Below are 19,845 nucleotides of genomic sequence, written 5' to 3'. Positions count from 1 at the left end.
GATGTCATGAAGAAACTCATTCTTGCGTCGGTTTCGGCGCTTGCCCTGCTTGGCGTTGCGGCTTGCAGCGACAGCGGCACGGGCGGGGACGCCACCACCACGCAGAGCACCAACCCGCCGGCGAACGAACAACCGATGCAGCCGGCTCCCGACGCGACCAAGCCGGCCGAGCCGGCTCCGGCACAGCCATCTGCGCCCGCGCAGTAATTCTTATGTGATGAACAGAAGGCCGGCATCCTGCCGGCCTTCTGACTTCAGGACAGTCTTCTTGCGGCCGCCGCCGCAAGCTCGGTTTCGCCTGTCACTTTTTGGCCCAGCAGAAGGGGCCGAAATGGCGAGGTGACGAAGGCTTGCAGTTTCGCGCGCCATGGCCGCTGCTGCCGGCTAATTTCCATGATCGACGGTTGCGCCAGCTGCTCAGGCGGCCGCGAAATCGGCTGGGCCGGCCCTGCGGCATTGTCTTCAGCTTGATAGCGGTGGGGTTGATAGCGGCGGCCAGTTAGCCCTAATAGGTGCCCATGTCGATTTGGGATCGCCTCGGCGACTTCATCACCCGCGTTTCGTCCTCAACCTCGTCCGGCGTCGCCGACGTGGTCGAGGCTGTGCGCACGGTTTTCTCCGGCGACCCCGACCTGCGCCGGCGCGTCGCCTTCTCGGTGGCGATGATCGCGCTGTCGGCCAAGATGGCCAAGGCCGACGGCATCGTCACCCAGGACGAGGTGCGCGCCTTCCAGCAGATATTCGAAGTGCCGAAGGAGCAGACGCGCAATGTGGCGCGGCTCTACGATCTGGCCAAGCGCGACATCGCCGGCTTCGAGACCTATGCCGCGCGCATGGCGCAGCTTTGCGGCTCCGGCCATTCGAACTGCGCGATGCTGGAGGACATTCTCGACGGGCTGTTCCATATCGCCAAGGCCGACGGGCTGGTCCACGAGCGCGAAGGTCAGTTCCTGCATCGCATCGCCGAGATCTTCCGGATCGAGGAGGCGCATTACCAGAGCATTCTGGCCCGGCACGTCGATCTGGGTGCGGCCGATCCGTATGTCGTGCTCGGCATCGAGCGGGGAAAAACCTTCGAGGAGGTCAGGAAGCGTTACCGCAAGCTGGTTTCGGACAACCATCCCGACCGGCTGATCGCACGCGGCCTGCCGCAGGAATTCATCAAGATCGCAACCAGCAGGATAGCGGCGATCAACGCGGCCTATGAGATGATCGAACGGGGCCTGCGGCACGCATGAGCGGCTTCCTGCCCGACGAGCCGAGCGCCGAGGTCAGGGTATCGCCGAATTTCGGTCCACGACGCGAGACGGTCGACATGATCGTGCTGCACTACACCGGCATGGAGACCGGCGCCGGCGCCGAAGCATGGCTGTGCGATCCGGCCAGCGAGGTTTCGTCGCACTACCTCGTCCATGAGGACGGCCGCATCGTCCAGATGGTCAGGGAAAGCGACCGTGCCTGGCATGCCGGCAAGAGTTCCTGGTTCGGACGAAGCGACATCAACTCCTGTTCGGTCGGCATCGAGATCGTCAATCCGGGACATTCGCTGGGCTACCGAAATTTTCCGAAACGGCAGATCGATGCCCTGATCGGCCTGTGCGAGGGGATTGTTCAGCGCCATTCCATCCCGGCTCAACGGGTGCTCGCCCATTCCGACGTGGCGCCGGGACGCAAGATCGACCCGGGCGAGAGATTCCCCTGGAAGGCCCTGTTCGATGCCGGTGTCGGCCATCTTGTCGAAGCGGCACCCGTCAGGCGCGGCGCGGTGCTGAAGGCCGGCGACGCGTCTGCCGAGGTCGAGGCGCTGCAGTCGATGCTGGCGCTCTACGGTTATGGCGTGGAGATATCAGGCGCTTTCGACCGGCAAACCGAAATCGTGGTCGAGGCTTTCCAGAGGCATTTCCGGCAACGCAAAGTGGATGGCGTGGCCGACGGATCGACAATCCGCACGCTGGAACGGCTGCTTGGCTCGGTGAGGGCAGTTCCGTCCAAGTAGTCTTTTCCTGGCTGTAAGTTACAGCCTGTCATTTAAAGTGACTTGCCCCGCCTTTTTTGCCGCCAATTCGACCGTCAAATGCGATCCGTGCAAGTTGTCGGACCTACAGCCTCCCAAATGTTCCGACGTTGATTGGCGTAGCTGCGTGAAGTTCTTCGCGCGGTTTAAACAGAACAGGATCCCATGCAGAAATTAACCGTTTTAACGGCAGCTGTTGCTGTCGGCGTAATGACTTTTGCCATCGGTGCGGCCAATGGCGCGCCTTTGAGCCAGCGGGCCGACCAGGGTTTCATGACCGCGTCCGATAAGACTGCCACGCCGAAAGCCGGGCAAGATGCCGGGGAAAAAAGGACAGCCTCCGCAAAGGCGAAAAAAGCTGCTGCGGTGAAAGCGAAAAAGCCAGCATCCGCAAAGGCGGAAAAGGTCTCTGCAAAGAAGGCAGTCGTTGCAAAGAAGCCAGTCGTTGCAAAGAAGGCAGTCTCCAAGCGGCATGTGAAGCGCAACAGGACCCGCATCGACCAGGCGACGACGGCGTCGATCGGCCGGCAAAACCGGGCGGCGGCGCCGAAGCCGGCGGCCGCTGGCGATAGCGGCCAGTATTCGACGATCATCGAGCGTCATGCGGCCAGCAATGGTGTGCCGGTCTCGCTCGCCAAGGCCGTCATCATGATCGAGAGCAGGTTTCAGCCGAACCAGGTCGGCCGCGCCGGTGAGATCGGCCTGATGCAGATCAAGCCGTCGACGGCGCGGATGATGGGTTACAGCGGCTCGATCAAGGGTCTCCACGATCCCGAGACCAACATCAAATACGGCATGAAATACCTCGCCATGGCGCGCAACCTCGGCGACGGCACGACCTGCGGCACGATCCTGAAGTACAATGCCGGCCATGGCGCCAAGCGGATGAACCCGATTTCCGCGGCCTATTGCGGCAAGGTCAAAGTGCAGCTGGCCGCGCTTGGAGCGCCGGCGTAATAGACCGGGACCTGCTTTTTTGTTTGCGTTTTCGAATGTGAATCCCTTTATACGCCTTGCCAGCTGGCCGGGCGGCCGCACCCGCGAAGCCGAAAGGCTGCGGGTGAGGAAAGTCCGGGCTCCATGGAGACACGGTGCCGGTTAATGGCCGGCGGGGGCGACCCTAGGGAAAGTGCCACAGAAAGCAAACCGCCACGATCCGTCGTGGTAAGGGTGAAAGGGTGGGGTAAGAGCCCACCGCGCGACTGGCAACAGGAGCGGCACGGTAAACCCCACCGGGAGCAAGACCGAATAGGGGCGGTGCGAGGGGAAACCCTCGAGGGCTGTTTCCGGCTCACCGCCCGGGTAGGTTGCGTGAGGCGCATGGCAACATGCGCCCAAGATGAATGGCCGCCACGTTCTCGCGCCGCAAGGGGCGAGGGCCATACAGAACCCGGCTTACAGGCCAGCTGGCAATTTTCGTCCAGATTCTACGTTTTCGTCCAGATTCTAGGGGGAAACTCCCTGATATCAGCAGGTTGCGTCTTCGGGCGCGCTTGCTGGTTCAGGCGCTTCATTGACTGAATCAGCTTTTACTGGGCTGTGCATGGAGCAAGCGTTTCTTGAAACTGGTGCGATTAAATCGTACTTTCCTAAAGCGCGTCGCGTTCGACCGTCCTCTCGCGACGCGCTTTAGGTTGTTGTTTATGCAGTCGCAGAACCGCTGCACACTTTTGCGCGACATGCATTAGTACGGGCGGTATCAGGAGCGCACCATGGGTCAGGTCGACAAACGCAGCATCACGCTCTCGCCGGAATTGGCGGCGGCGGTCGACGATGTGGTCGCCGCCGGCGAATATGCTTCGGCGAGTGAGGTGATCCGCGACGCGCTCAGGCAATGGAAGGACCGCCGTGACTTGCACGGCTACACGCTCGAGGAGTTGCGCAAGCTGGTGCAGGAGGGGATCGACAGCGGGCCGGCGCTGGACGGCCCGCCAATCATGGAACGACTGCGCGCCAAATATCTGAAAATGGCCGAGGCCAAAGGCCTTGAGGAGTGAAATACCGCCTGCTTCCTCAGGCATTAATCGACCTCGAACGTATCGGCGACTACATTGCCGAACACAATCCTAATGCCGCGATCCGCCTCGTGAAAATCCTGGAGAGGCGTTGGGATTTGCTGACCTTGCATCCTTTCTCGGGGGCACCGCGCGAAGACATTGCGCCCGGCATCCGCCATCTGGTCGTCGGCGAATACCTCACCTTGTACCGTGTCGGCGCGGATGCAGTCGAGATCCTGCGTGTGCTGCATGGCCGGCGCAGTATCGAAGCCGACGATCTGGCTTCGTGATCGGTTCGCTCAACCGTCGACGCCGTCCAGTGACGCCTCGATCGCATGCCAAAGCGCTTCCACCGGCTCGCAGCCGACCGACAGGCGAACAAAGCCGGGCGGCACCGCATCACCCCAACGGGCGCGCCGTTCGGCCGAAGAGTGGACGCCGCCGAAGGAGGTCGCCGGCTGGATCAGGGCGCAGGCGCCGATGAACGCTTCGGCCCTGGCTTCACTCCCCAGGTCGAGGCCGACAAGGAAGCCGAAACGCTCCATCTGGGTGGTCGCCAGATTGTGTGAAGGATCATCCTCCAGTCCAGGAAAGCGGACGGATTTCACGGCCCGATGATCTGTCAGGCGTCGGGCGATCAGTTCGGCCGATTTGCACATGCGGTCGAAGCGGACCTCCAGTGTCTCGAGGCCTCGATGGACCAGCCAGGCTTCGAATGGTCCGGGGATGGAGCCCGACAGTTTGCGCCACTCGCGGATGCCGGTGATGATGCCGGCGTCACGGCTGGCGACATGGCCGAACAGCGCGTCGGAATGGCCATTGGGCGCTTTTGTGTCAGCAGCAACGACGATATCGGCGCCGAGGTCGAGCGGGCGCTGACCGTAAGGCGTCATCGTGGTGTTGTCGGCGACGACCAGCGCGCCGGCCTCGTGCGCAAGGCGCGCCACGCCGGCCAGGTCGCAAATGTCCAGCCCGGGATTGGATGGGGTCTCGACGAACACCAGCCGGTAGCCGGAAAAACCGCCGTCCACAAAGGACTTGGTCGGTCGTGTGTCGAACGGGACATCGAAAGGTTTGAGGAAGCGCTCGGCAAGCAGGCGCGGCGTGTAGTAACCGTCGGACGGCAACAGGATGCGATCGCCCGCCTTGAGCAGCGCGAAGAAGACCGCCGCGATCGCGGCCATGCCCGACGGGAACGCTACGGACGGCGCGTCCTCGAGGTGGCCGAGCATGTCTTCCACCGCTTCCCATGTCGGATTGTCGTAGCGCCCGTACTGGCTGACGCCGGCCGGATTGCCGGGCAGATGGAAAGTGGTCGTCATTGTCAGCGGCAGCGAGACCGGGTCGCCCTTGGCGAGCTTGACGCCACGCAAATGGGCAAGGGTGGCCGCGCGCGATTTGGCTGTTTCGGACATGTATTTTCAACCTTCTGACCGAGAAAAGAACCTGTTTCTGACCGAGAAAAGACAGGCCGACGCTATGCGTGGTGGCGCTCCGCGGCAAGCCGCCTCCGGTTAGGCCAAACCGCTCTAAACGCTTCGTTAGGCTTAATGGAGCATAAACACGGGAGTGCCGTCAAAGCTGCCCTCATCGGTTGTGGCGCGCGTTTTGTGAAGCCTATTCCCGTTGACGCCCATAGTACCCCATGATATCCCATTCAGATATTCAAGCCTTCGTTCCGCGTCAGGGTGAAGCGTACGCCAATCGGGCAGCCGCGGCGGCTGCGCGTTCGCCTGTTTTTGCCTTTTGGAGCGAAGTGAGTTTTGGGCAGGGACCGCGCTGCGGCGGCGCGGGCGGGAAGATGCAGAGGGGTGCGGCGGCGCAAGCGGCCGTAACGCGTAATGGACCGGTTTCTGTCAAGCGCGGTGAACAGGATCGATGCGAAGGGGCGGGTGTCCGTTCCAGCGCATTTCCGTGCGGTTGTGCAGAAGCGCGGTTATTCGGAACTCTATGCGCTGCGCTGCCTGGACCGTCCGGCGATGGATGTCGGTGGGCTCGACCTGCTCGACCGCTACGAGCAGCGCATCGCGCAGGAAGACCCCTTCCTGCAGACCTCGGACGACATGTCGTTCTTCTGCCATGGCGATGGAACCTTTCTCAAGCTCGATCAGGACGGCCGCATCTCGATGACCGATTTCATCCGCGAGCATACCGGCATTTCCGCGGAAGTGGCTTTTGTCGGCCGCGGCAATTTCTTTCAGATCTGGGAACCTGGACGGCTCACCGCCTATGGGGCGGAAGCACGCGCCCGGCTTTTGCAGCTTCGGCAGGGGACGAAGCCTGGGGAGCGGCCGGAATGATGGCGGGCTACGGCGATGACCCTCACGCCGTTGGCGGACCAGCCCGTCACATTCCGGTCCTCCTTGCCGAAGTGCTGGAGGCGCTTTCGCCCAAGACGGGCGAGGTGGTCGTCGACGGCACATTCGGCGCCGGCGGCTACTCCAAAGCCATTCTGGCGAGCGGCGCCTCGGTTGTCGCGATCGACCGCGATCCGGATGCGATTGCTGCCGGTCGTGTTCTCGAGCAACAATCGGGCGGCAGGCTCCGGCTTGTTCAGGCGCCGTTCTCGACATTGGACGAGCATGTCGAAAGCGCTGACGGCGTCGTGCTCGACATCGGCATCTCCTCCATGCAGATCGATCAGGCGGAGCGCGGTTTTTCGTTCCGTGCCGACGGACCGCTCGATATGCGCATGGCGCAGGCTGGCCTCAGCGCCGCCGATGTCGTCAACTCTTTCAAGGTGGGCGATCTTGCCCGCATCTTCGGGTTTCTTGGCGAAGAGCGCCATGCCGGCCGCATCGCCCGCATGATTGAAAGCCGTCGCGAAAAACATCCGTTCGAGCGCACGCTCGACCTTGCAGACGCCATTGAGACGCATATCGGCCGCGCGCCGAAGGACAAGATCCATCCAGCGACCCGCGTCTTCCAGGCGTTGCGCATTTTCGTCAATGACGAACTCGGCGAACTGGCCAAAGCGCTGTTTGCGGCTGAACGCGTGCTGAAACCGGGCGGACGGCTGGCCGTGGTGACGTTCCATTCCCTGGAAGACCGCATCGTCAAGCGCTTCATCGCCGATCGCGCCGATGCGGCGACCGGATCGCGGCACCTGCCCGAGGCGCAGGCGCGCAGCGCCACCTTCAAAAAGGTGGGCAGCGGCGTGACGCCCGGTGAGGCCGAGATATCGGCCAATCCGCGGGCGCGCTCGGCAAGGCTGCGCGCGGCGATCCGCACCGACGCGCCGGCGCGCGCCGGCGATTTTTCGATTTTCGGGCTTCCAAAACTTCCTGATCCAAAACTTCCCGGTGCCGAGCGGCCGGGAGAGAGGTGAGCACGTGTTTCGTACCAGCGACATAGTCCTTATCGCCGTCATGGTTTCGGCCGCGGCCTTGACCTTCAAGACCAAGCGCGAGGCCGAGGAACAATTGGCGGCGGTGCACAAGATCCAGGCGCAGATCCGCTACGAGGAGGATACGATCGATCTCCTCAAGGCGGACTGGAGCCTGCTTACCCAACCGTCGCGCCTGCAAAAGCTGGCCGAGACCTATAAATCGCAACTCGAGCTCGAGCCGGTCAGCGCCCGCCAGATCATCGGGCTGGACGATCTGCCGGCAAAACCCCTCACCATCGAGGACCTTTCGTCCGAGCGGCTGGGCGGCATGGCCGACAGTTCCAGCAAGGAACCGATGGGCAACGACCCCGTGGTCACCGGAGGCATCGTCCAATGATCGCCAGATTTCCAGTGATCACCAGTCTGCTGACGCGCCGCGCCAAGTCCGGTGACGACGGATCGATTGTGGTCGAAGGCGCCCGCAAGGCGACCGGCGGCAAGGGCAGGACCCGCGTCGTGATGACGATGGCGGTGTTTTTCGGCATCTATCTGACCATCACCGGGCGGCTGGTCTATCTCGGTTTCCAGAACCCCGACTTGTCCGGCGGTCCGCAGAGCCGGGTGACGGCGTCCCGGCCCGACATCGTCGACCGCAACGGCGAAGTTCTGGCGACCGACATCAAGACGGCGTCGCTGTTTGCCGAACCGCGCCGCATTGTCGACGCCGACGAGGCGATCGAAAAACTGGCGACGGTGCTTCCCGAAATCGACTACGAGCAGACCTATCACAAGCTGAAGAGCGGCGCCGGCTTCGTCTGGCTGCAGCGGCAACTGACGCCCAAGCAACAATCGGAGATTCTGCAGCTCGGCATTCCGGGCATCGGCTTCCGCACCGAAAAGCGCCGCTTCTACCCGGCCGGCGAAACCTCGTCCTACATTGTCGGCCTCACCAACATCGACAACCAGGGCATCTCCGGCATGGAGAAATACATCGACGAACAGGGGCTGAGCGATCTTCAGGCGTCCGGCCTGGCGGTGGCCAAGGATCTGAAGCCGGTGCAGCTCTCGATCGACCTGCGCGTCCAGCATATCGTGCGTGATGAGGTCGCCACCGGCATGGAAAAATACCGCGCAATCGCGGCGGGCGCCGTCGTTCTCAACGTCAAGACCGGCGAAGTGGTCGCGATGGCCTCGGTTCCGGATTTCGATCCGAACAACCCCTATAATGCGCACGACAAGGACCGCTTGAACCGCATGTCGGCCGGGCTCTACGAGATGGGCTCGACCTTGAAGAGCTTTACCACCGCCATGGCGCTCGATTCCGGCAAAGTGACGCTGGAAAGCCGTTTCGACGCTACGCGCCCGATCAGGATCGGCCGCCAGACCATCCATGATTTTCATGGCAAGTCCCGGGTGCTGTCGGTGCCCGAAGTGTTCATCTATTCGTCCAACATCGGTTCGGCCAAGGAAGCTGAAGCGGTCGGCATCGAGGGGCACCGCGAATTCCTGCATCGCCTGGGTATCCTCGAGAGAATGCAGACGGAACTGCCTGAGGTCGCCCGCCCGACCGAGCCAAAAGTCTGGAAACAGGTCCATTCGATCACCATCGCCTTTGGTCACGGTGTGTCGACGACGCCCCTGCAGACGGCGGTCGGCTGTGCCGCGCTGATGAACGGCGGCTATCTGATCCAGCCGACATTCCTGAGACGGGCGCAGGAACAGGCGATGTCGGTGGCCAAGAAAGTCGTCAGCGACAAGACATCCGAGAACATGCGCTATCTCTATGCACTCAACGCCGAGAAAGGCTCAGGCAGGAACGCCAGGGTTCCGGGTTATCGCGTCGGCGGCAAGACGGGAACGGCCGAGAAGGTTGTCAACGGCCGCTACTCAAAGGACAAGAACTTCAACGCCTTCGTCGCGGCTTTCCCGATGGATGATCCGCAATACATCGTGCTTACCATCGCCGACGAACCGAAGCCGGAAAAACCCGGCATGGGTGCGACGGCCGCCTCGAATGCTGGCGTCATGGCTGCAAACATTATCCGACGTTCGGCTTCCATGCTTGGCGTGAAGCCAGATTTCAGCCATGAAAATGGCGCAACGCTGGTTTCCTATCAGTGATTCTGAGGGCGCGCCGGCAACTGCGCGCTATTTTGTTGCTATGAACGGGGTTCGATGAAGCTGAAAGACCTAGCTGGTATCCTGCCTGTCGAGGGGACAGCTTCCTTCGATACGGAGGTTACCGGGATTTCTTCGGATTCCCGCCAGGTAGGACCGGGCGTGGTCTTCTTCGCGCTCGCTGGCACCAAGACCGATGGCGCGGCCTATTCCGCCGATGCCGCCAAGCGCGGCGCCGCAGCGATCGTGACCGGCAAGGGCAGCGGCGCCGTCTCCGGACTGCCGGTGCCGGTTTTCGCCGTCGACGATCCGCGCCTGGCGCTGGCGCTGAGTGCGGCCCGCTACTTCGGCAGGCAGCCGCAAACCATGGTCGCGGTGACCGGCACCAGCGGCAAGACATCGGTTGCGGCTTTCACCAGGCAGATCTGGGAGCAGTCAGGCTTTGCCGCTGCTTCGATCGGCACGACCGGCGTGGTGGCGCCGGGCCGCAACGAGTACGGCTCGCTGACCACCCCCGACCCGGTCGACCTGCACAGGCTGCTGCGCGAACTGGCGGATGCCGGCGTCACCCACGCATCGATGGAGGCCTCCAGCCATGGTCTCGATCAGCGCCGGCTTGACGGCGTGAAACTCGCAGCCGGCGGGTTCACCAATCTCGGCCGCGATCATATGGACTATCATCCGACAGTCGAGGACTATCATCGCGCCAAGCTGCGCCTGTTCGACGCGCTGCTGCCGAAGGGCGCGCCGGCCGTCATCTTTGCCGACGATCCCTGGTCGGAGCCGACGATCCAGGCGGCAAGGGCCGCGGGACTGGATGTGCTGACGGTCGGCCGCCACGGCGAGTTCCTGACACTGAAGCGGGTCGAGCACGAGCGCCACCGCCAGCGTGCCGAGGTGGAAGTCGATGGCGTTCTCCACGAGATCGACCTGCCGCTGGCCGGCGATTTCCAGATCGCCAATGCCCTGGTTTCGGCGGGCCTCGCCATTTCTACTGGAACACCTGCCGCCAAAGCCCTGATGGCGTTGGAGAAATTGAAGGGCGCCCCGGGCCGGCTGGACCTTGTTGGCACCGCTGCCAACGGTGCGCCGGTCTATGTCGATTACGCGCACAAGCCGGACGCGCTGGAAAACGTGTTGGCTTCGGTGCGGCCGTTCACCACCGGCCGCGTCATCGTCGTGTTCGGCTGCGGCGGCGACCGCGACCGTGGCAAGCGTCCGATCATGGGCGAGATCGCCACGCGGCTCGCCGATGTCGTAATCGTCACCGACGACAATCCGCGCTCGGAAGTGCCCGAAACGATCCGTGCCGCGATTCTTGCCGCTGCACCCGGCGGCATCGAGATCGGTGACCGGCGCAAGGCGATCCACGAGGCAGTCGCCATGCTCCATGCCGGCGATACGCTGATCGTGGCCGGCAAGGGGCATGAGGAAGGCCAGACCGTCGGCGCCGAGACGCTGCATTTTTCCGACCATGAGGAAGTCCGCGCCGCGCTCCAGGAGCACGCCGCATGAGCTTCCTGTGGACGTCAGAGGATCTCGTCGCCGCCATGGGCGGACGACCGCTCGGTCCGATGCCGGAGGGTATCGGCGGCATCTCGATCGACAGCCGCAGCCTTGAGCCGGGCGATGCTTTCTTCGCGATCAAGGGCGAGGCGATGGACGGCCATGATTTCGCGACCGCCGCCATCAAGGCCGGCGCCGGCGTGCTGGTCGTCGCTGAGGGCAAGTTGCCGTCGCTCGGGCGGCTGACGGCGCCGATGATCGTCGTGCAGGACGTCTTGGCCGCGCTGGAAAAGCTGGGGCTGGCCGCGCGCGCGCGCTCCAATGCCAAGATCATCGCGGTGACCGGTTCGGCGGGCAAGACCACCACCAAGGAAGCGCTGCGCCATGTGCTGTCCGTAGTCGGCAAGGTGCACGCATCGGCGCAGTCTTTCAACAACCACTGGGGTGTGCCGCTGACGCTGGCGCGGCTGCCTGTGGATTGCGACTATGCCGTGTTCGAGATCGGCATGAACCATCCTGACGAGGTCCGGCCACTGGCCAGGATGGTCCGGCCGCATGTCGCCATCGTCACGCTGATCGCCGCGGCACATCTCGGCTTCTTCCGCAACCTGGACGAGATCGCCAGGGCCAAGGCCGAGATTTTCGAAGGACTGGAACCGGACGGCGCCGTCCTTCTCAACCGCGACGACCCGCGCTGGAAGCTTCTGGACAAGATGGCGAGAGCCGCCGGCGTCGAGCACATCTACGGCTTTGGCGAGAATGCCCGTGCGACCTTCAAGCTGCTGGCATGCGCGCTGCATGCCGATCATTCCGTCATCACTGCCAAGATCGGCGGTCAGGAGATCACCGCCAGGGTCGGCGCGCCGGGCCGACACATGGTGCAGAATGTGCTGGCCGTGCTGGGCGCCGCGCACCTGGTCGGCGCCGACATAGCCAGGGTGGCGCTGGCGCTGGCCGATCTTTCGGCCGAACGCGGACGCGGCAAGCGCCATGTGCTGCGCCACCCGAAAGGTCCGATCACGCTGATCGACGAGAGCTACAACGCCAATCCGGCGTCGATGAGCGCAGCGATGGCGCTGCTCAACGCGACGCCGGTGTCGGGCGAAGGCAGGCGTATCGCGGTGCTCGGCGACATGCTCGAGCTCGGCGACCATTCGGCGAAGCTGCACGCTGCCCTTGCCGATCTCATCGTCGGCACCGACACGCGCACGGTGTTTCTTGCCGGCCCGCAAATGCGGGCGCTGGCCGATATCCTGCCTGATGAGATCGAGACAGAATATCGCGCCGGCGCAGAGGATCTGAAACTGGTGCTTCTGTCGGCGCTGAAGCCGGGCGACGTGGTGATGATCAAATCGTCGAAAGGCATCGGATTTTCCAAACTGGTCGACGCACTGCTCAGCAAATTTCCGGCGGCAGCCGCAACCGCCAAACAGACCTAGAGCCAGGTCCGGGGACCGAATCGCATGTTCACACTGCTCGTCGAATTCGCGGACAAGATCTCCGTCTTCAACGTCTTCCGCTACATAACCTTCCGCACCGGCGGCGCGCTGATCACCGCGGCGCTGATCGTCTTCATCTTCGGCCCGGCCATCATCAATTCGCTGAGGCTGCGGCAGGGCAAGGGCCAGCCGATCCGTGCCGACGGGCCGCAGACGCATTTCAAGAAAGCCGGCACGCCGACCATGGGCGGGCTGATGATCCTGTGCGGCATCATCGGCTCGTCGCTGCTATGGGCGAACCTGTCCAGCATCTATGTCTGGGTGGTGCTGCTGGTGACCCTGGGTTTCGGCTCGATCGGGTTCTACGACGATTATCTCAAGGTGACGAAGCAATCGCATCTCGGCTTTTCCGGCAAGGCGCGGCTGGGGCTTGAATTCATCATCGCCGGCATCGCCGCCTGGGTGATCATGCACAACGGCCAGGCGCCGTTCTCGTCGTCTCTGACCTTCCCCTTCGCCAAGGAGTTCCTCATCAATCTCGGCTGGTTCTTCATCCCGTTCTCGTGCTTCGTCATCGTCGGCGCCGGCAACGCGGTGAACCTGACCGATGGCCTCGACGGCCTTGCGATCGTGCCGATCATGATCGCGGCGGCGTCCTTCGGCGTCATCGCCTACCTGTCCGGCAATGCGGTGTTCGCCGAGTATTTGCAGATCCATTTCGTGCCCGGCACCGGTGAATTGGCGGTGGTCCTCGGCGCAGTGATCGGCGCCGGCCTCGGCTTCCTGTGGTTCAACGCACCGCCGGCGGCGATCTTCATGGGCGATACCGGCTCGCTGGCGCTTGGCGGCCTGATCGGCACGGTTGCGGTTGCCACCAAGCACGAGATCGTGCTGGTCATCGTCGGCGGCCTGTTCGTTGTCGAGATCCTGTCGGTCATCATCCAGGTCGGCTACTTCAAGATGACCGGCAAGCGGGTATTCCTGATGGCGCCGATCCACCATCATTTCGAAAAGCTCGGCTGGACCGAAAGCCAGGTGGTGATCCGCTTCTGGATCATCGCCGTCATCCTGGCGCTGGTCGGCCTGTCGACCCTCAAGCTGCGATAGGAGGCCGCTTGATCCCCGCCGCATCCTTCGCAGGCAAGCGCGTTTCACTCTTCGGGCTCGGCGGCTCGGGGATCGCCACTGCGCGCGCGTTGATCGAGGGCGGGGCGGAGGTGCTCGCCTGGGACGACAATCCCGGCAGTGTCGCCAATGCCGCGGCCGTCGGTATCGCGACCGGCGACCTGCGTGGCGCCGACTGGGCGAAATTCTCGGCCTTCGTGCTGTCGCCCGGCGTGCCGCTGACGCATCCGAAGCCGCACTGGACAGTGGAACTGGCGCGCGCTTCAGGCGTCGAGATCATTGGCGACATCGAGCTGTTCTGCCGGCAGCGGACCTTGCTGGCGCCGGCTGCACCCTTCGTCGCCATAACCGGCACCAACGGCAAATCGACGACCACGGCGCTGACGGCGCATATCCTGAAATCGGCCGGATGCGACACGCAGATGGGCGGCAATATCGGCCGCGCGGTGATGACGCTCGATCCGCCGGAGCCGGGGCGGCATTATGTCGTGGAATGCTCGTCCTACCAGATAGACCTGGCGCCCTCGATCAATCCGACTGCCGGCGTCCTGCTCAACCTGACGCCCGATCATCTCGACCGTCATGGGACGATGCAGCACTACGCCGCGATCAAGGAGCGGCTGACGGCCGGCAGCGAAACGGCCATCGTCGGCGTCGACGATTCCTGGTGCGCCCAGCTCGCCGACCGGCTGGAGCGGGCAGGCCGGCACGTCATTCGCATTTCGAAGCGCCTGCCGCTGACCGACGGCTATTTCGCCGAGGGCACCGATCTGATGGAGGCGGTGCACGGCCGTTACAGCCGGGTCGCCTTTCTCGAAGGCATCGGCTCGCTGCGCGGCCAGCACAATGCGCAGAATGCGCTGGCCGCTCTCGCCGCCTGCCTCAAGGTCGGGCTCGATCTGGGCGAGATCCAGTCGGGGCTGGAGAGCTTTCCCGGGCTGGCGCACCGTATGGAGCAGGTCGGCCGCAAGGGCCATGTGCTGTTCATCAACGATTCCAAGGCGACCAATGCCGATGCGGCTGCGCCCGCATTGTCCTCCTTTTCGCGCATCTACTGGATCGCCGGCGGGTTGCCGAAAGAGGGTGGCATCGAGCCGTTGCGCGGCCTCTTTCCGCGCATCGCCAAGGCCTATCTGATCGGCGAGGCCGCACCAGCCTTCTCGGCGACGCTTGGCGAGGCGGTGCCCTACGAGATCTCCGGCACTCTGGCGGCAGCTGTCGAGCATGCGGCAAGCGACGCGGCCAGGGACGACTGCAACGGCGAGGTGGTGGTGCTGCTTTCACCGGCCTGCGCCAGTTTCGACCAGTTCAAGAATTTCGAAGTGCGCGGCGAAGCCTTCAGGCAAGCTGCGAGCACTATTGATGGCGTGAAGCTCATCGGAGGGGCACGATAATGCAAAGCCGTCTCGACAAAAGCCCGGTTGCCACTTGGTGGTGGACGATCGATCGCTGGTTCCTGGCTGCGTTCCTGTCGCTGATGGGGCTCGGCATCGTGCTGTCCTTCGCGGCAAGCCCGGCGGTGGCCCAGCGCATCGGCCTGGACAGTTTCCACTTCGCCACGAGGCAGATCATCTTCACCATTCCCGCACTTGGCGTGATGCTGGCCGTCTCCTTCCTGGAATCGCGGCAGATCAGGCGCATGGCCCTGGCGATGCTGTGCATCACGCTGGTGCTGATGTTGGCGGTGCTCTACATCGGCGTCGAGGTGAAGGGCGCGCGTCGCTGGGTGTCGCTCGCCGGGGTGTCGCTGCAGCCGTCGGAATTCCTGAAGCCTGCCTTCGTCGTCATCTGCGCCTGGCTGTTTGCCGAACACAAGCGCCAGCCCGACATTCCAGGCAATCTGTTCGCCATGCTGCTGCTGGCCCTCGTCATCTCGCTGCTGGTGGCGCAGCCCGATTTCGGCCAGACCATGCTGGTGCTCGGCACCTGGGGGGTGATGTTCTTCATGGCCGGACTGCCATGGCTGTGGATCATCGCGCTGGGCGCTGTCGGCATCGGCGGCGTGTTTGCCGCCTATACCGTGTTCCCGCATGTCGCCGGCCGCATCGATCGCTTCATGACCGGCGAGGGCGACACGTTCCAGGTGGACATGGGCCGCGATGCGCTGATCAATGGCGGCTGGTTCGGCGTCGGTCCGGGCGAGGGCACCGTCAAGCGGGTGATACCCGACAGCCATGCCGATTTCGTCTACTCGGTGGCCGGCGAGGAGTTCGGACTGATCATGTGCTTCTTCATCATGATCATCTTCGCCTTCATCGTGCTGCGCGGCCTCGGCACCGCGCTCAAGGAGCAGGACGATTTCACACGCTATGCGGTCGGCGGCCTGGTCACGGTCTTCGGTCTGCAGTCGGTCATCAACATGGCCGTCAATCTGCAGCTGATGCCGGCCAAGGGCATGACCTTGCCGTTCATCTCCTATGGCGGCTCTTCGCAGATCGCCATCGCCATCTCGATGGGCATGGTGCTGGCGCTGACGCGCAAGCGGCCGGAAAAGCGCAAGCAGTTGGGCTTCGCGCCGTCGCAGCGCGCCATGCCGGCGGAGTGAAATGTCGAGGGGCGCGATCCTTTTGGCGGCCGGCGGCACGGGCGGGCATCTCTTCCCGGCCGAGGCGCTGGCGCACGAGCTGATCAGGCGCGGCTGGACGGTGCATCTGGCCGCCGATGATCGTGCCGAGCGTTTTGCCGGCCAGTTCCCGGCCGCGGGTATCCATCCGATCCAGTCGGCGACCATCGGCTCGAAAAATCCTTTCGCCGTGCTCGCCGCCTTCTGGAAGATCTGGGGCGGCGTGCGGCAGGCATCGGCCGTGATCGGTCGGGTCAAGCCAGCCGTGGTGGTCGGTTTCGGCGGCTATCCGACGCTGCCGCCGCTCTATGCGGCGACGCGGCGCAAGGTGCCGACGCTGATCCACGAGCAGAACGCGGTGATGGGGCGCGCCAACCGGGCGCTCGCCGGCCGTGTCGATGCCATCGCCGGCGGGTTTTTGCCAGAAGATTCAACCGCTGCAGGCGCCAAGACGGTGACGACCGGCAATCCGGTCAGGCCGCAAGTGCTGGAGGCGGCAAAGACGCCCTATGCGGCGTCGACCGGGGAGCAGCGGTTCCGCTTCCTGGTGTTCGGCGGCAGCCAGGGCGCACAGTTCTTTTCCGATGCGGTGCCGGCGGCGGTTCGACAGCTTTCCGATGCACAACGCGGGCGGCTTGATATCACCCAGCAGGCGCGTGCCGACGATGTCGAGCGGGTGAAGGCGGCCTATGCCGCCCTTGGCGTCGAGGCTGAGGTGTCGCCCTTCTTCACCGACATGGCGGCGCGCATGGCTGCGGCGCATCTGGTGATGTCGCGGTCCGGCGCATCGACCGTATCGGAAATCGCGGTGATCGGCCGGCCGGCGCTGCTGGTGCCCTATCCGCATGCGCTCGACCACGACCAGGCGGCCAATGCCGCGGCATTGGCCGCGGCAGGCGGCGCCGAAGTGCATCCGCAATCGACGCTTTCGTCCGAGCGCATAGCCGCGCTCGTCGGAGCGCTGATGGACGATCCGGAGCGGCTGACCACGATGGCAGCGGCGGCGAAATCGGCCGGAAAACCGGACGCGGCACGGTTGCTCGCCGATCTGACAGAGGCTATTGCGTCGAAGAAAAGCGTATCGGAATTCAGGAAGGAGACGCACGTATGAAGATGCCGCAGACGATCGGCCTCGTGCATTTCATCGGCATCGGCGGTATCGGCATGAGCGGCATCGCCGAGGTGCTGCATAATCTCGGCTACCAGGTGCAAGGGTCCGACCAGGCCGACAGCGCCAATGTGCAGCGGCTGCGCGACAAGGGCATCGAGTGCTTCGTCGGTCACCATGCCGACAATATCGGCGATGCCGAAGTGGTCGTCGTCTCGACGGCGATCAAGAAATCCAATCCGGAGCTGAAGGCGGCACGCGAGAAACTGCTTCCCATCGTCCGTCGCGCCGAGATGCTGGCGGAACTGATGCGCTTCCGGCAGGCGGTGGCCATCGGCGGCACGCATGGCAAGACGACGACGACCTCGATGGTGGCGACGCTGCTCGAGGCCGGCGGGCTCGATCCGACCGTGATCAATGGCGGCATCATCAATGCCTACGGCACCAACGCCCGCATGGGCGATGGCGAATGGATGGTGGTGGAGGCCGATGAGAGCGACGGCACGTTCCTGAAGCTGCCGGCCGAGATTGCCGTCGTCACCAACATCGATCCCGAACATCTCGACCATTACGGCTCCTTCGACAAGGTGCGCGAGGCCTTTCGCCAGTTCGTCGAAAACGTGCCGTTCTACGGCTTCGGCGTCATGTGCACCGACCATCCGGAGGTGCAGGCGCTGGTCAGCCGCATCGAGGACCGGCGCGTCATCACCTATGGCGAGAACGCACAGGCCGACGTGCGTTTCATCAATCACCGCATGGATGGCCCGACCTCGGAATTCGACGTGGTGATCCGCGACCGCAAGACCGGCGGCCAGTCGACGATATCAGGCCTGCGCCTGCCGATGCCCGGCCGTCACAACGTCGCCAATGCGACGGCGGCGATCGCCGTCGCGCATGAGCTCGGCCTTTCGGCCGAGGCGATCAGGAAGGGCCTGTCGTCCTTCGCCGGCGTCAAGCGGCGCTTCACCCGTACCGGTTCGTGGAACGGCGTCGATGTGTTCGATGATTACGGCCACCATCCGGTCGAGATCACGGCGGTTCTCAAGGCGGCGCGCGATGCCACCAAGGGCCGCGTCATCGCGATTGCCCAGCCACACCGCTTCACCCGGCTTCACGACCTGTTCGACGAGTTTTCCGTCTGCTTCAACGATGCCGACACGGTGATGGTGGCGCCGGTCTATGCGGCAGGCGAAGAGCCGATCGACGGGGTGACGTCCGAGGCATTGGTGTCGCGCATCCGCTCCGGCGGCCATCGCGACGCGCGCTACATCGAAGGCCCCGCGGCGATTGCGCCGGTTATCCGCGACCTGGCCAAACCAGGCGATTTCATCGTCTTCCTCGGTGCCGGCAACATCACGCAATGGGCCTACGCGCTGCCCAGGGACCTCGGCGGTACTGCCTCATGATGCGTGGCCAGGCATTGATCGACAAGCTTGGCGGCCGGCTTGCCGGCCTGCGCGGCCGCATCACGCCCAATGCCGAGATGGACAAGATCACCTGGTTCCGCGCCGGCGGGCTGGCCGACGCGCTGTTCCAGCCGGCCGACGAAGACGATCTCGCTGCGTTCCTGGGGGCAGTGCCCGAAGAGATACCGCTGACCACCGTCGGTATCGGCTCGAACCTGCTTGTCCGTGACGGCGGTATTGCGGGCTTCGTCATCCGGCTTTCGGCCAAGGGCTTTGGCGAAGCCGAAGTGACTGCGCCAACCACAATCAAGGCGGGTGCGGCGACGCCCGACAAACGCCTTGCCGCTGTCGCCTATCAGGCTGGCATAGGCGGCTTTGAGTTCTACCACGGCATTCCGGGCGCCATCGGCGGTGCGCTGAGGATGAATGCCGGCGCCAATGGCGTCGAGACGCGCGAGCGTGTTGTCGAGGTGCGGGCGCTCGACCGCAAGGGCAATGTGCATACGCTGAGCAACGCCGATATGGGCTACACCTATCGCCATTCGGCAGCACCTGCCGGGCTGATCTTCACATCAGCGGTGTTCGAAGGCGTTTTGGCAGACAAGGCCGCGATCAAGGCGGCAATGGACGCCGTCCAGCATCATCGCGAGACCGTGCAGCCGATCCGCGAAAAGACCGGCGGCTCGACCTTCAAGAATCCGGAGGGCACCTCGGCCTGGAAGGAGATTGACAGAGCGGGCTGTCGGGGGCTGATGATCGGCGGTGCGCAGATGTCGCCGATGCATTGCAACTTCATGATCAACACGGGAACCGCCACCGGCTACGACCTTGAATATCTTGGCGAGACAGTGCGCGCGCGCGTGCTCGAACGGTCGGGCATCCGGCTGCATTGGGAAATCAAGCGCATCGGCAAATTCCGGCCAGGGCACGAGGTCCAGGAATTCCTCGGACAGTTGCTGTAAGGACTCAACAACACAGTTTTCGCGGCCGTTTTTGCGGAAAGTGAATCTCGCGGAATCGTAAGGACTTGCCAGCGATTCAACTCTCTGATTCTCTGCCCTGAAGCGTTTCCTGATTTGAGTCGTTTCGACGCGTCACCAGCGTTTTTCCGTCAGGGGCTGCCTGCCGGGAGGCTTGGGGACTCGATGTTGCAGAAATCGTCAGAGCAGGGAGTGCTCCGAGCGTTTGAGTGTATGGCCCTTTCCGGGGCGTGTGAGATGCAGACCCGCAGTGAAAGGGCC

At 63.7% G+C, this 19,845-nt stretch carries 19 protein-coding genes and 1 other RNA gene; 19 read left to right on the top strand and 1 reads right to left on the bottom strand.

The annotated features are described in order from the left end of the window. Positions 1-6 precede the first annotated feature (6 nt). From AC0L28_RS20655 to AC0L28_RS20625, 7 genes are all read left to right on the top strand, one after another. Positions 7-207 (top strand): hypothetical protein, encoded by a 201-nt coding sequence (locus AC0L28_RS20655; protein WP_023798723.1) that lies wholly within the window; start codon positions 7-9, stop codon positions 205-207. Between the two features lie 311 nt (positions 208-518). Continuing rightward, the gene (locus AC0L28_RS20650; RefSeq protein WP_023798724.1) at positions 519-1,238 is read left to right on the top strand and encodes a J domain-containing protein; all 720 of its coding nucleotides are present in this window, start codon (positions 519-521) and stop codon (positions 1,236-1,238) included. Next, entirely contained in the window at positions 1,235-1,996 is a 762-nt protein-coding gene (locus tag AC0L28_RS20645; protein WP_287259771.1) for an N-acetylmuramoyl-L-alanine amidase, read from the top strand. The genes AC0L28_RS20650 and AC0L28_RS20645 overlap by 4 nt, the downstream gene beginning before the upstream one ends. Positions 1,997-2,179: 183 nt before the next feature. After that, entirely contained in the window at positions 2,180-2,971 is a 792-nt protein-coding gene (locus AC0L28_RS20640) for a lytic transglycosylase domain-containing protein (protein ID WP_473479922.1), read from the top strand. 59 nt (positions 2,972-3,030) lie between these two features. After that, positions 3,031-3,428: RNase P RNA component class A (gene rnpB / locus AC0L28_RS20635), an RNA gene on the top strand. 298 nt (positions 3,429-3,726) lie between these two features. Further along, a complete protein-coding gene (locus AC0L28_RS20630; RefSeq protein WP_091594133.1) occupies positions 3,727-4,011 on the top strand; it encodes a type II toxin-antitoxin system ParD family antitoxin in 285 nt (94 codons plus the stop codon). Beyond that, positions 4,008-4,301: a type II toxin-antitoxin system RelE/ParE family toxin gene (locus tag AC0L28_RS20625; protein ID WP_287259775.1), complete on the top strand. Its 294-nt coding sequence runs from the start codon at positions 4,008-4,010 to the stop codon at positions 4,299-4,301. The genes AC0L28_RS20630 and AC0L28_RS20625 overlap by 4 nt, the downstream gene beginning before the upstream one ends. A gap of 9 nt (positions 4,302-4,310) precedes the next feature. Here the strand turns inward: AC0L28_RS20625 and AC0L28_RS20620 are convergent, their stop codons facing one another. After that, the gene (locus tag AC0L28_RS20620) at positions 4,311-5,426 is read right to left on the bottom strand and encodes a cystathionine gamma-lyase (RefSeq protein ID WP_473479920.1); all 1,116 of its coding nucleotides are present in this window, start codon (positions 5,424-5,426) and stop codon (positions 4,311-4,313) included. Positions 5,427-5,852: 426 nt separating this feature from the next. On the opposite strand from AC0L28_RS20620, the gene mraZ reads away from it, so the two are divergent. Genes mraZ through murB form a run of 12 tightly spaced genes read left to right on the top strand, consistent with a single transcriptional unit; the run spans position 5,853 to position 19,566 of the window. Then, on the top strand, positions 5,853-6,311 hold the full coding sequence (gene mraZ, locus AC0L28_RS20615; RefSeq protein ID WP_023798730.1) for a division/cell wall cluster transcriptional repressor MraZ: 459 nt from the start codon (positions 5,853-5,855) through the stop codon (positions 6,309-6,311). Beyond that, entirely contained in the window at positions 6,308-7,339 is a 1,032-nt protein-coding gene (gene rsmH, locus AC0L28_RS20610) for a 16S rRNA (cytosine(1402)-N(4))-methyltransferase RsmH (protein ID WP_023798731.1), read from the top strand. The genes mraZ and rsmH overlap by 4 nt, the downstream gene beginning before the upstream one ends. A 4-nt stretch (positions 7,340-7,343) precedes the next feature. After that, positions 7,344-7,736 carry a cell division protein FtsL gene (gene ftsL / locus AC0L28_RS20605; RefSeq protein ID WP_023798732.1) on the top strand — a complete coding sequence of 131 codons (393 nt, stop codon included), beginning with the start codon at positions 7,344-7,346 and terminating at the stop codon, positions 7,734-7,736. After that, positions 7,733-9,460 carry a peptidoglycan D,D-transpeptidase FtsI family protein gene (locus AC0L28_RS20600; protein ID WP_473479918.1) on the top strand — a complete coding sequence of 576 codons (1,728 nt, stop codon included), beginning with the start codon at positions 7,733-7,735 and terminating at the stop codon, positions 9,458-9,460. Before ftsL ends, AC0L28_RS20600 begins: the two co-directional genes overlap by 4 nt. A 54-nt stretch (positions 9,461-9,514) precedes the next feature. Next, the gene (locus AC0L28_RS20595) at positions 9,515-10,972 is read left to right on the top strand and encodes a UDP-N-acetylmuramoyl-L-alanyl-D-glutamate--2,6-diaminopimelate ligase (RefSeq protein WP_473479916.1); all 1,458 of its coding nucleotides are present in this window, start codon (positions 9,515-9,517) and stop codon (positions 10,970-10,972) included. Next, the gene (locus tag AC0L28_RS20590) at positions 10,969-12,402 is read left to right on the top strand and encodes a UDP-N-acetylmuramoylalanyl-D-glutamyl-2,6-diaminopimelate--D-alanyl-D-alanine ligase (RefSeq protein WP_473479914.1); all 1,434 of its coding nucleotides are present in this window, start codon (positions 10,969-10,971) and stop codon (positions 12,400-12,402) included. Before AC0L28_RS20595 ends, AC0L28_RS20590 begins: the two co-directional genes overlap by 4 nt. Positions 12,403-12,426: 24 nt before the next feature. Beyond that, a complete protein-coding gene (mraY, locus tag AC0L28_RS20585) occupies positions 12,427-13,509 on the top strand; it encodes a phospho-N-acetylmuramoyl-pentapeptide-transferase (RefSeq protein WP_473479912.1) in 1,083 nt (360 codons plus the stop codon). Positions 13,510-13,517: 8 nt separating this feature from the next. After that, positions 13,518-14,921, top strand: a complete 1,404-nt coding sequence (gene murD / locus AC0L28_RS20580) for a UDP-N-acetylmuramoyl-L-alanine--D-glutamate ligase (protein WP_473479910.1) — start codon at positions 13,518-13,520, stop codon at positions 14,919-14,921. Further along, positions 14,921-16,072 carry a putative lipid II flippase FtsW gene (ftsW, locus tag AC0L28_RS20575; RefSeq protein ID WP_023798738.1) on the top strand — a complete coding sequence of 384 codons (1,152 nt, stop codon included), beginning with the start codon at positions 14,921-14,923 and terminating at the stop codon, positions 16,070-16,072. The genes murD and ftsW overlap by 1 nt, the downstream gene beginning before the upstream one ends. Position 16,073: 1 nt before the next feature. Next, entirely contained in the window at positions 16,074-17,201 is a 1,128-nt protein-coding gene (gene murG / locus AC0L28_RS20570) for an undecaprenyldiphospho-muramoylpentapeptide beta-N-acetylglucosaminyltransferase (RefSeq protein ID WP_473479908.1), read from the top strand. After that, entirely contained in the window at positions 17,198-18,604 is a 1,407-nt protein-coding gene (gene murC, locus AC0L28_RS20565) for a UDP-N-acetylmuramate--L-alanine ligase (RefSeq protein WP_473479906.1), read from the top strand. Before murG ends, murC begins: the two co-directional genes overlap by 4 nt. After that, the gene (gene murB / locus AC0L28_RS20560; RefSeq protein WP_473479904.1) at positions 18,601-19,566 is read left to right on the top strand and encodes a UDP-N-acetylmuramate dehydrogenase; all 966 of its coding nucleotides are present in this window, start codon (positions 18,601-18,603) and stop codon (positions 19,564-19,566) included. The genes murC and murB overlap by 4 nt, the downstream gene beginning before the upstream one ends. Positions 19,567-19,845 lie beyond the last annotated feature (279 nt).

The sequence above is a fragment of the Mesorhizobium sp. WSM4847 genome, assembly GCF_055811335.1.
This window is presented reverse-complemented; position numbering and strand designations above follow the sequence as displayed.